This is a genomic window from Terriglobus roseus (assembly GCF_900102185.1).
GTDB lineage: Bacteria > Acidobacteriota > Terriglobia > Terriglobales > Acidobacteriaceae > Terriglobus > Terriglobus roseus_A.
In genome coordinates, this window is the sequence record NZ_LT629690.1 from 1,922,496 (window position 1) to 1,934,363 (window position 11,868).

An 11,868-nucleotide genomic window follows, 5' to 3' on the forward strand; every position below is an offset into this window, starting at 1 on the left:
GATGGCAACACAGGCACTAACACCACTTTCCAAGCTGAAGACAGCAAACCTCGGCTTCCCGCGCATGGGCCGGCAGCGCGAATTGAAGTTTGCTCTGGAAGGATTCTGGACGGGTAAGCGCACCGAAGCCGAACTTCTGGAAACCGCCGCTTCCCTTCGTGCAGAACACTGGAAATTGCAGAAGTCCGCAGGCATTGATTTCATTCCCACGAATGACTTCTCGCTCTATGACCAGGTGCTGGACACGCTGGTTCTGATCGGCGCCACACCGGAACGTTTTGGCAGTGGCAAAATCACGCTGGAACGCTACTTCAGCATGGCGCGCAACAGCAAAGAACAAACCGCCATGGAGATGACCAAGTGGTTCGATACGAACTATCACTACCTGGTCCCGGAATGGAGTGCGTGGCTTCCCTTCACTGTCGATACGACGAAACTTCTGAATGAGATTGCAGAGGCTCGTGCACTCGGCATTGAACCTCGTCCCGTTCTCATTGGACCGCTTACTTTGCTGTTACTTGGCAAGGGGGTGGATGGCTTTGATCCTTTCATGCTCACGGATAAGCTCGTGTCTGCTTACCAAGCTGTGCTTCACACGCTGGCCGAACAGAATATCGAGTGGGTGCAGATCGATGAGCCAATCCTTGCCACAGACTTGCCTGAAGGTGCAGCGGAGTTCTTCCGTCATGCGTACGCAGAGCTGACAAAGACGCCGGTCAAGCTGATGTTGACCACATACTTCGATCGTCTCGGGAGCAACCTCTCGCTCGCGGTTGAGGCGCAAACCGCAGGCATCCATATTGACCTTGTTCGCACACCGCGGCAATTGAACGAAGTTCTTGCTGCGCTTACCCCAGAGCAGGTGTTAAGCCTCGGCGTGGTGGAAGGGCGCAACATCTGGCTTACGGATTTTGCCGCTGCCCAGGAGTTCATCACAAAGGCTGTTGCGGCGTTAGGAGCAGAGCGCGTCATCGTTGCACCGTCGTGCTCACTGCTACACGTACCGCATGATCTACGTAGCGAAACGAAGCTACCTACGCGCGTTAAAAGCTGGCTGCGTTTCGCAGAGGAGAAACTCGCAGAAATCGCTGCGCTTGCTTCTTCTGAAGCAGCCGCTTTCACCGCAAATTTAGCTGCGATTGCAGATCGCGCGACTGCGGAATCCTCTACGAATCAGGAAGTACGTTCGAAGCTTGCATCGCTATTGGAATCAGACTTCGCACGTAAATCGCCTTACAGTGAACGCACCGACAAACAACGCGCAGAGCTTGGCTTGCCGCTTTTCCCCACCACAACCATCGGCTCATTCCCGCAGACGGCTGAAGTGCGTAAGCATCGTGCGGCATTCAAACACGGACACGAAAGCGCAGAAGCCTATGAGGCATTCCTGCGCGAAGCCACCGAACACTGCATTCGTCAGCAGGAAGAGATCGGCCTCGATGTACTTGTTCACGGCGAGTTTGAACGCAATGACATGGTCGAATACTTCGCTGAGTTTCTGGAAGGCTTCGTCTTCACGGAATACGGCTGGGTCCAGAGCTACGGATCGCGTTGTGTGAAGCCGCCCATCATCTTCGGTGATGTATCGCGACCACAACCAATGACTGTGAAGTGGTCAAACTATGCACGCTCCCTCACGTCACGCCCGATGAAGGGCATGCTCACCGGCCCCATCACCATTCTGCAGTGGTCGTTTGTGCGCAACGATATCCCACGGCAACAAACAGCATGGCAGATTGCGCTTGCGCTGCGTTCCGAGGTTAATGATCTGGAAGCAGCGGGCATTCGCATTATCCAGGTGGATGAGCCTGCACTGCGAGAAGGTTTGCCGCTGCGTCATGCCGATTGGGAAACCTATCTGGACTGGGCAGTCAAAGCGTTCCGGCTCTCCACAAGCGGTGTCGAAGACGAGACGCAGATTCATACGCACATGTGCTACTGCGAGTTTGAAGACGTACTGCCTTCTATTGCTGCACTCGATGCGGACGTCATTTCGATGGAGTCTGCACGTTCGCGTATGGAGCTGCTGGATGCTTTCCAAGCGCATGGCTATCCCAACGAAATTGGACCGGGCGTTTATGACATTCACTCGCCCCGAGTTCCCTCCGCTGAGGAGATGGGAGAGCTACTTGGTCTTGCGATCAACGTGCTCAAGCCAGGACAAGTTTGGGTTAATCCAGACTGTGGTCTGAAGACACGCGGATGGCCAGAAACGGTCGAAGCTCTCAAAAACATGTGCCAAGCCGCAGTTCAGGCACGCATCCATTTCACTGAGTAACTTCAACGGAGGCGGCGGATCATCATGGTCCGCCGCCTCGAACTCAGCGTCGTGTTGGGTTAGGTTATTTCAGTGTTTCGTATCTGGCTTCCGTGATTCGCCAAAGATTACGTAATCCACATCTGAGACTGCCCAAGGGTTGCAACATTCCCCGTATCTTGTTATCTTGAATAAGTGCTTCGGCGCGTGTGCACTCGTAGCTCAGCTGGATAGAGCAATTGGCTACGAACCAATAGGTCGGAGGTTCGAATCCTTCCGAGTGCACCATACCTTTTAGAAAGGCCACTCTTTGGAGTGGCCTTTCTACTTTGCTATCAGTTATTTCGCCTGGGGTAAGCCAAGGTCCGGAACGAGCGCCTTCCCGTCGATTCCCTGTGGCGACCATGCTGTCACAATCGCCTTTGCAATCTTTGCCACAGTGACTTCGCCTTCGTTGTCGACACTCCAGCCTTTGTCGGAGTTCTCGTACGTGTAGACCGCAAGAACGATGGGGCCAGACTTTGCTGCGATGATCGCTACATCGGAACGCGTCGCATCCAACGAGCCGGTCTTACTCGCAATGCCACTTCCCGCTTCCGTGTTATCCAGAGTCTCCAGATAACGCGGAATGGTATCGCGATAAAACTGATTGCGAAGCATCTCAATAGCTGCCTTGCAGGCCACCTGCGCCTTTGCAGGATCGACCGCAGGCTGGCCTGCGATGTTGAGATCGCAGCGGCCAATCTTCTCCATCACCGTGCTGATCTGTCGTGCTGTTGTCTTTCCCAGACCAAACTTCTTTTGATCTGCTGGCATTGGCCCGACGGCTGGTTTTGAAACCTTCTTGTATAGCCACGTCCGATCCAGACCAAGCGCCGTCATGTTGTCATCAACCTTCTTCGTGGTGAAGCGGTCAATCATCATGTTGGTAGCGGTGTTGTCGCTGACGATAACCATCATCGTGGCCACATCCTTCAGCGTGACGGTCAACGGCGTGTCGAAGAAATGCAACACGCCAGAGCCAGCCACACCCTCGCCCGGTTGTAGAGTCAACTTCTCGTTCCACGCAGCGTGTCCCAGGCCAATCTCACGCATAGCCGTCCACAGCATAGCTAGCTTGATGGTGCTCGCCGTCTGCACGGGTTGCTCCGCATCAATGGCAATCGTCTTGTCTGTGTTGAGTTGGTGGGCGTAGACGGCTACTTTGCCATGGTGCTGCGCGATGATCTGCTGTACCGCGGCGGTCGTTGCATCTTGTGGCTGTGCAATAGCCGCGGAACTGCACGCCAACAAGGACAAGCTCGCGGCATAAAGAAAAGTTCGAATGGTTCGATGAAATATGCGGGGGAACATGTCCGCAATGCTATCCGAGCAGCTTGCCTAAATCCATGCCACCCAGCATGCCCTGTGTCTCCGACTGCATCTGAGCGTCTGCCTTGCGACCGGCTTCGTTGATTGCTGCGGTGATCAGGTCTTCCAGCATTTCAATGTCACCGGAAGCAGCGGTCAACACATTCGGGTCCAGCTTGAGCCGCAGCAATTCCTTGCGACCGTTTACACGGGCCGTTACCAACCCGCCGCCGGAGGTAGCCTCAGCGGTGGTGGTGGCAAGCTTTTCTTCCATCTGGGCCTGCATGTGCTGCGCCTGGCCCATCATCTCCTGCAGTTTGCCGAAATCCATTGGAAGACTCCTAATCCTTTCGGAGATCGAACACTGTGCTGATCTCCGCGTTGAACAGCTTCTGTGCCTTCTGCACTGTGGGGTGATCCAAAGCCTTTGCCTGCACGGAACCTGAGCGAGGCTTCTTTGGCTCCTTTGGTTTGTTGTCGACTGCTGCGGGAACGACGCTGATCTTTACGCCGACCAAACCTTTTTCGCGAAGTGCTGCCTTGATGATCGCTTCCACATCCGCACGGAAGATCGTGCCAATCATCGGCTTTGAAAGTGAAACTTCGATCTTTACTTCACCGTCGGCGATGGTCCAGTGGCTCTCTTCCAACTGCTCCGCCGCGGAGTTGTTCTTCTTCGTGGCGAAAAGAGCCTCGACTGCAGCTGCCTGCAATTCCGCTGTTCCGGAAGCAGCAGCACTGGTGGCCACGGGTTGTGATGCAGGCTCCGTTGCCTCCGGATCCTCGTCAGGGGAAACAATGTTCTCCCACGAGGGGTCGTAGTTTTCATCGGCCTGTAGCGCAATGGCGACAGGTTCTTCCAAAACAATGGGCGACGGCGCCACATGGGCGTTCAGCCCTGTGCTTGGCTCCGGCATGGTGATGACGCCGGGCTGAGCCAACGGCGAAACATTCGACGGCTCTTTTACCGGCTCTGGAGCCAGAGCCAGGCTCCCTTCCGTCTGCGGTTGCGAGATAACGCTGGCCACGGGGCGCGCCGCTGACTCCGCCGTGTTGGAAGCGAAGGGCGATGTCGAAATGGAAGGTGCTGGGGCGGCCTGCGTGCGCGGTGCAGCAGGTTCAGGCGCTCCACTGAAGCGCGAAGGTGTGTTTGCTGGAGGTCGTGGAGCGGGCGCTGGAGCAGCAGGAATGGCCGCGCGTTGTGGCGGCAGAACACGCGGCGTGGAATTCCCCGATGTCTTCGGGAGCTGCGCGAGGAACTCCTCTACTGGCACCAGACGCTGCAGGTGTACCAGCTTGATCAGTCCCATCTCCAGGTGCAGTCGCTGCTCCTGTCGGAAGCCGAGGTCATCAAACGTCCGCAGCATCACATTGAGGAAACGCGTTAGCTCTTCTTCGGTGAACAACAACGCGGTACGTACCGCACGCCGACGCTCATCCGGGCTGATCTGCAGCAGGTCGCTGGAATTTTCGTCTTCGGTCAGCGACGCGATCTTTGCGACGACGCAATTGCGGAGATACCGCACGAACTGCCGTGCAATCTGCGAAGGTGAATTGCCTGCATCCAGAAGGCGTCCAGCGGTGGTGAGAACCGTAGCAGCATCGTTGCGCGCAACGAATTCCAGAATCTCTTCAAACACCGTGTTCGGCACGGTACCCATAAGTTCGCGGATTTCAGCGGCACTCAGTTGCGCCTTGCCGTCGATGACGGGAGCCGAGGCAATCGCCTGATCCATGATGGACAGCGCATCGCGCATGGAGCCATCGCCAGCTTCAGCCAACAGAGACAGTGCAGCTTCATCCGCAGCAACGCCTTCATGCGCGGCAATACCGCGCAATTCACCCAGGATGTCGTCCAGCTTTACGGCATGAAAGCTGAAGTGCTGGCAACGCGACCGGATGGTCTGCGGTATGTTCTCCGGTTCCGTGGTCGCCATCATGAAGACGATGTGGTCTGGTGGCTCCTCCAGCGTCTTCAGCAGCGCATTGAAAGCGGCATCCGTGATCTGATGAGCTTCGTCAAGGATGTAAATCTTGAAGCGATCGCGCGCGGGCCGATAACGCGCGGCATCGCGCAGTTCACGGATCTCATCAATGCCACGGTTGGTGGCGGCGTCAATCTCAATGACGTCAACCGCATTACCCGCACGGATCTCCAGGCAGGCATCGCATTTCAGGCAAGGCTCCGGCGTGGGGCGCTCAGGCGAACCAATTGTGTTGTGGCAGTTCAGCGCACACGCAAGGATGCGCGCGATGGTCGTCTTACCAATGCCGCGGTGTCCGCTGAAGATGTAGCCATGCGCAATGCGGCCCTGTTCCAGGGCGTTCTGCAGTGTTCGGGTGACGTGGTCTTGCCCCGCGACATCAGCGAAGCGTTGCGGTCGATATTTGCGGGCAAGAACCTGATACGGCATATCAGGGTTAGTGTACCGTCCTGCGCTGTGGGAGAACCGGCCGCTACCTGCGGCGCGCCGGCTTCTTCAGGGTCATGGGCAGTCCCAACTTCTTCCGCCGCCGCACTTCCGCCTCGCTGAACATGGTTCCCCGGCAGGCATCCGTGCTGCAGTAGCAGGGCTGATCGTCCTCGTCGGAATCGTAGAGGTGGTACTCGTAGGTCAATTCCTCACCGGCGGCAATGTTCCGCAGCGCCAGGATGTAGACGTGTCCCTCTTCATCTTCTTCTGTCTGGCAGTTCGGCTCGCAGCAGTGGTTGATAAACATGGCCGTACCGAAGCCGTCAATCACGGTATCGCGATCCTGCACGCCGAACAGATAGGTGATATCACGGTCTGCATAACGTTCATCCGCATCGGCTTTGGTCATGCGGGGGCCGTCGTATTCCGCCACGCGCGCGCCGTTGCGAATGGGGTCAAGGGTGTAACAGCCGCAGCCGTGAACCGGCGAGGAACGAAGAATCAACCGTGGGAGCATCGTTGCGCGAGTATACGGCAATTGCCGGTGAGGATACAGGTGCACTTCCGCACTGCCTGCGTCTAAGCTGATGACAGATCATGTTTCGCCGTGCGTCCATTCATCGTTTTCTTCCTCTTGCCGCCGCCGTGCTGTGCTGCGGCCTGGCCGTTGCGCAGCAGGACTCGAAGCCTGCGAAGAAGTGCAAGCCAAAGGACACCGCCTGCAACAACGCGCAGTCTTCGTCGGACACATCCGGCTCGTCCAGCCAGCCTCAGTCGATGCACGACCAATTTCCGTTCCCGACAGATGATTCGAAGCACGGTGGCGATGCAGAAGGAACGCCTTCAGCGCCTCCCGCTCCAGCCGCAAATTCGAACGGGCTGCCGCAGATGCCTACCGAACCGGTTCCTGACCCGCCTGCCGAATCGCAGAAGCCAATGCACATTCCGCGTAGCGGGGATGATGCAGCAGGTTCCAGTTCGAGTTCCGGCTCCAGTGGTTCCAGCAGCAGTTCCAGTTCGGCTGACGACGACAGCGACGTAGCACCGACCACCGAAGCGCCCAACGCGCCAGTGAAGGCCGCTCCGCTGAAGAACTACGGCGCCAAGGACAGCAGCGAGGTCATCCGCGAGAAGCTGGACAAGACGCGCGTTCCCGACGACATCAAGGTCGGCAAATACTACATGGACACGGGAAACGTGCAAGGCGCGTATCTGCGGTTTAAAGATGCTGTCGGCTATGATCCCGAAGATCCGGACGCACGCTTCTACCTGGCAGAAGCAGCCTCAAAGCTGAAACATCGCGATGAAGCCGTGGCCAATTACCAGGAGTGCCTAAAGCTGGATCCAGGTGGCGACCACGACAAGGCCTCGCGCCGTGCTCTGACGTCACTGGGTATTGCTGCTAAGTAGCTAAGCGGTCTCGCGAACAAGATTTTCGTTGTCGTAATCGTCTTCATCAACGACCTGAACGGTCGGTCTCGACACGGCTGCCATCGTCTCTTCCGTAATCAGAAATCGGCGGATGTAGTGTAATGGCTCTGCTCGTACCGCCATCTCGCGCAGATGAAACCGCCATACATCTTCCCTGCTGGAATGGCGCAGATGCGCCTTGCGATTCACCGTGAGACTTTGTCCGTTCGCAGTGACACGTTCAAAGGTTTGCGGCTCCACAACGTATTGGATACGCTCGCCGCTCTGGAAGAAGCTTTTCGCGAACTCATGGGAGAACAAAAGCATCTGCGCGCGTTTGCCTTTTGCGAGCCATTGCAGAGCTTCGGCATAGCTACTCCACGTCTCTCCGGTATTCTGCACAAACCACCGGCGAAACTCGAACCCCCGGGTTCGTCCCTGCCCGATCAGTAGATGGAGAAGTTCGCCGCGTGTCATTTCGAATATCTCCCAAGGTGCGAATAAAAATATGCCGTCGCAAGAGCCTCGTCAATCAAAGACCAGACACAGCCGTAAGCACCGCATCTGCGTCTACCCTTTTGTGACGATTCAAAAGAAACTTCTGACTACGGCATTGGGCTCACTCGTGCTGCTTGGCACCGCAACCGCGCAAGACACATATCCCCTGAATAACGACCCCACTGTACGTGAGGGATTTCAGCACTTCTACATCCTGGATTACGACGGCGCGATGCAGCGCTTCGAGGCCGTTCAGCGCGAACACCCGCAAGACCCAATGGTCGTGGGCTACATCCTGATGGACACAATTTTCCGTGAACTCTACCGACAGGACCTGCTGGACACCACCTATTATGCGCGCGAGCACTTTCTCAGTTCCGGTCATAAATCGGACATCCCGGAGAGCATGCGCAAACACATTGATGACCTGACGGATCGGGCCATCAGTCTTGCCGATGCACGCATTAAAGCGAATCCCAACGACAAAGACGCCTATTTTGCGCGTGGTTATGCCAAAGGCATGCATGCCGCATGGATGACGCTTGCCGACCACAGCTTTACCGGCGCGGCGCGCCAGGGACTTTCCTCGCGGAATGACAGTGAGCAAGTCTTAAAGCTCGATCCAAACTACGCCGATGCCAAGATGGCCGTCGGCATTCAGAAGTTCGCCGTCGCCAGCCTGCCACGCTTTGTGCGTATTCTGGTGGGCATTGCGGGCATAGGCGGCAACAAGGAAGATGGACTCAACCTGCTGCGGGAATCTGCCGCGCACGGCACAGTCACCAGTGTGGAGTCCCAAACCGCCTTGTCGCTCTTTTTGCGTCACGATCAGCGTTACAACGAGGCCTACGCCGTATCGCAAAAGTTGGCGCAGAAGTATCCGCACGACTTCCTCTTCCGCCTTGAAGAGGCCAACCTGATGAAGGACGCTGGTCACGGCCCACAAGCCATCGCTATCTACAAAACCGTCCTTGCCGACGCGGAAAAGCCCGGCTATTTCATGGAGCCAAGACTGCAACTTGCTTGGTTCGGCCTCGCGGAAACACAGCGTGGACAGGGCCAGGTGCAGGACGCAGCCACCAGCTATCTCAACGCTGCCAACCAACCCAATTGCAGTGACTGGATGCGTAAACGCGCCAACCTGAACGCAGGCATGATGCTGGATAAGCTTGGGCGCCGCGACGAAGCCTTAGCCCAATATGAGAAAGCTGCCGCTCCGGGAGGCGATCAAACGCAGGCAGATGCGGCGCGCAAATACATGAGGTCGCCGTATAGCGGCAATTAGCGTTGCGCGCACAAACGTTACGGAACCAGTGGCCTATCTGTTGCGTAATCTTCCCCAACGGCTTACTTAGTGGCAGAATAGCCACACGCCGCATAAGGGAGGGTTTTCGTCATGTACGGTCCTTTGATTCGTCCTCGTTATGACCGCAAGGTTGCTGGTGTCTGTGCTGCATTTGCTCGCTCCTATGGCTGGGATCCCACCACGGTTCGACTGATCTTGGTGTTGCTGGTGATCTTCGGTGGTAGCGGCATTTTGGCGTATGTCGTGTGCTGGATCGTTATTCCCGAAGAGCCGCTTGGCATGAGCTATCCGAATCCCGGCCAGTATCCGCCTCCGCCGCCACCCGCGAATTATCCGCCGCAGTACCAGCAGCAGTACCCGCCGGTACCCCCAACGGAACCGCCTACTGCCTCGTAAGAGTCTCGAAAACGGTCTACCCTAGAAGATATGGATCAGGGTAGACCGTTTCAGTACGACGAGCAGAGGCTCGTGTGTGATGGTGTTGATATAGCTGGGCTGGCGGATAGTTTTGGCACGCCGTTGTATGTTTACTCCGCAAAACAGATATCCGAACGTGCAGGGCTGTTTCAGAACGCCTTCGCCGGTACGCCGCACACTGTTTGCTATGCCGTGAAGGCAAATTCCTCACTTGCCATTTTGAAGATGCTTGCAGCACAGGGCTGCGGCTTTGACATTGTCAGCGGTGGCGAACTCGCGCGCGTTCTCAAGGCGGGCGGACCGGAAGTTGCATCACGCGTCGTGTTTTCTGGCGTGGGCAAGATCGCTGGAGAGATGGATGCTGCACTCGCCGCGGACATTCTGCAGTTCAACGTTGAAAGCGAACCGGAACTGGAACTGCTGGCTTCGCGTGCTGCAGCGCTCGGCAAAAAAGCACGCATCGCTCTGCGTGTGAATCCCGATGTTTCCGCCGAAACGCATCCCTACATCTCTACCGGCCTCAGCGCCCACAAATTCGGCATTGGCATTCAACTGGCGCGTGCTGTTTATGCTCGTGCGGCACAGTTCCCTTCTATTGAAACCACAGGCGTCAGCGTTCATATCGGCTCGCAGATTCGCCAGGTGGAGCCCTTTGCTGAAGCGCTTGAGAAGACGCTGAACCTTGTGCGTGAACTTCGAGCCGATGGCCACAATATCCGCAATGTCGATGCGGGTGGCGGCCTTGGCATTGAGTACGGCGACAAGAGTTTCGACGCAGCCCAACAGGTGCAGAAGTATGCTGCGGCTCTGCAGTCCGCACTCGGCGACATGGACGTTCACTTATTGCTGGAGCCTGGTCGTTTCCTCGTCGGACAGGCGGGGGCACTGGTGACGCGTGTTCTGTATCGCAAGGCCAACGGCGATAAGAAATTCACCATCGTCGATGCCGCGATGAATGACCTGATCCGTCCCGCGCTCTATCAAGCACACCATGAGATTGTGCCGGTGGTTCGCGATGAAGCAGTTGCTACAGAAGAAGCGGACATCGTTGGTCCGGTCTGCGAAAGCGGCGACTTCTTTGCTCGCTCGCGCGCTTTGCAGCAAACGGAACAGGGCGATCTCATCGCCATTCTCGATGCAGGAGCTTACGGTCTCTCGCTCAGTTCCAACTACAACACGCGGGTCCGTCCTGCCGAGGTTCTCATCGAAGATGGAAAGGCGCGGTTGATCCGTCGCCGCGAAACGTACGACGAACTCTTCGCTCCGGAAATCTTCTAGTAGTGGATCGGTTCCACGCGCGATGCCACCATCAGATCGCAACAAGGATCCTGGGCACGCGCAGCCAATCCGACGTACCCCTCGGCGGCCTCGAAATGGTCGCCGAGATTTTTCCAGGTCACCGTGTAGCTTTCAGGTTGCACCGCAGGACAGGTTGCCACACCCGATTTGCCAGGCTTTGCCCGTGCCAGTGTCACCTTAACGATCACGCTCGGCCGGTTCGTATTGGTAGGCACAAGGTACGCACGATCGACCCTGTCGAACTGCATCGTCTGCTGAGGATTCCCAAGCGGAAAACCGCAATTCGCGCTGCCATCTTCTGCTACGACAAAGTTGACCTTCCGGTAGGTGTCCGTATCAATCACAGTCGTCGGTGGCGTGGTATCAAACGTCATTAATTGCACGCCGCTGCTGGCAAACCCCTGATGCATGTCGCCATTTTGGCAGATCACGGCATCCCTGCCCTCTCCCCAAAGCGACTTCAAACATTTGTCATCCGCAATGGCGGACTTCGCATAACGGACCAGAGACCATTTGCTTCCGTCCCTACGAAAGAGAAAATCGCCGCCCATATTGTTTGCGTGCGACTCGCAACCCGAAGCTCGCATCAACGCTTCATCCATGCCGGGTGCGGTGAAACTGCCGGTCAAAACTCCGCTGTTGCTCCATCCCGCGTCTGGCCCGCTGCTGGCACCCACAAAGTCAGAACCCTGAGGACACGTACGGCATGCGATGACTTTCTTCTCATCGACGCTGGCATGGCCGTCGCAAGCTAGATTCGCCATCGCCATTTGATCGTCAAACGTAAGTGGGATCTGCGCCAGCGGTGTGTCCGGCGTATCGTCGTCCGTGGAGAAGGCCACGTACGCATACCAGGCGCCCCCAACGATAAGGATCAAGAGCAGAACAGCAACAGAAACACGTTTCAAAGCAGAAGC

Annotated in this window: 11 protein-coding genes and 1 tRNA gene; 6 read left to right on the forward strand and 6 right to left on the reverse strand. The window is 56.7% G+C overall.

The genetic code is table 11. The annotated features are described in order from the left end of the window. Position 1: 1 nt before the first annotated feature. The gene (metE, locus tag BLT38_RS08205; protein ID WP_083344728.1) at positions 2-2,278 is read left to right on the forward strand and encodes a 5-methyltetrahydropteroyltriglutamate--homocysteine S-methyltransferase; all 2,277 of its coding nucleotides are present in this window, start codon (positions 2-4) and stop codon (positions 2,276-2,278) included. A gap of 190 nt (positions 2,279-2,468) precedes the next feature. Beyond that, positions 2,469-2,545: transfer RNA gene (locus tag BLT38_RS08210), tRNA-Arg, on the forward strand. A 51-nt stretch (positions 2,546-2,596) separates the two neighbouring features. On the opposite strand, the gene BLT38_RS08215 is transcribed toward BLT38_RS08210, so the two are convergent. The 4 genes from BLT38_RS08215 to BLT38_RS08230 form a co-directional block, all read right to left on the reverse strand. Beyond that, positions 2,597-3,547, reverse strand: a complete 951-nt coding sequence (locus BLT38_RS08215; protein ID WP_231966826.1) for a serine hydrolase — start codon at positions 3,545-3,547, stop codon at positions 2,597-2,599. Between the two features lie 73 nt (positions 3,548-3,620). Further along, entirely contained in the window at positions 3,621-3,938 is a 318-nt protein-coding gene (locus BLT38_RS08220) for a YbaB/EbfC family nucleoid-associated protein (RefSeq protein ID WP_047493075.1), read from the reverse strand. Between the two features lie 10 nt (positions 3,939-3,948). Next, complete coding sequence (gene dnaX, locus BLT38_RS08225) at positions 3,949-6,021, reverse strand: DNA polymerase III subunit gamma/tau (RefSeq protein ID WP_083344730.1); 2,073 nt, start codon at positions 6,019-6,021, stop codon at positions 3,949-3,951. 43 nt (positions 6,022-6,064) lie between these two features. Continuing rightward, complete coding sequence (locus tag BLT38_RS08230) at positions 6,065-6,538, reverse strand: SET domain-containing protein (protein WP_083346995.1); 474 nt, start codon at positions 6,536-6,538, stop codon at positions 6,065-6,067. 80 nt (positions 6,539-6,618) lie between these two features. On the opposite strand from BLT38_RS08230, the gene BLT38_RS08235 reads away from it, so the two are divergent. Beyond that, positions 6,619-7,431, forward strand: a complete 813-nt coding sequence (locus BLT38_RS08235; RefSeq protein ID WP_083344731.1) for a tetratricopeptide repeat protein — start codon at positions 6,619-6,621, stop codon at positions 7,429-7,431. Here BLT38_RS08235 and BLT38_RS08240 read toward each other — a convergent pair whose 3' ends face one another. Next, entirely contained in the window at positions 7,432-7,908 is a 477-nt protein-coding gene (locus BLT38_RS08240; RefSeq protein ID WP_083344732.1) for a hypothetical protein, read from the reverse strand. It abuts the gene before it with no gap. A 103-nt stretch (positions 7,909-8,011) separates the two neighbouring features. Here BLT38_RS08240 and BLT38_RS08245 point away from each other — a divergent pair, with 103 nt between their 5' ends. From BLT38_RS08245 to lysA, 3 genes are all read left to right on the forward strand, one after another. After that, positions 8,012-9,214: a hypothetical protein gene (locus tag BLT38_RS08245; RefSeq protein WP_231966827.1), complete on the forward strand. Its 1,203-nt coding sequence runs from the start codon at positions 8,012-8,014 to the stop codon at positions 9,212-9,214. Between the two features lie 111 nt (positions 9,215-9,325). Next, a complete protein-coding gene (locus tag BLT38_RS08250; protein WP_083344733.1) occupies positions 9,326-9,631 on the forward strand; it encodes a PspC domain-containing protein in 306 nt (101 codons plus the stop codon). Between the two features lie 30 nt (positions 9,632-9,661). Beyond that, complete coding sequence (gene lysA, locus BLT38_RS08255) at positions 9,662-10,930, forward strand: diaminopimelate decarboxylase (protein WP_083344734.1); 1,269 nt, start codon at positions 9,662-9,664, stop codon at positions 10,928-10,930. On the opposite strand, the gene BLT38_RS08260 is transcribed toward lysA, so the two are convergent. Continuing rightward, positions 10,927-11,859, reverse strand: coding sequence for a hypothetical protein (locus BLT38_RS08260; protein WP_083344735.1), 933 nt, complete (start codon positions 11,857-11,859; stop codon positions 10,927-10,929). The two genes, lysA and BLT38_RS08260, sit on opposite strands and share 4 nt — an antisense overlap. Between the last annotated feature and the right edge of the window lie 9 nt (positions 11,860-11,868).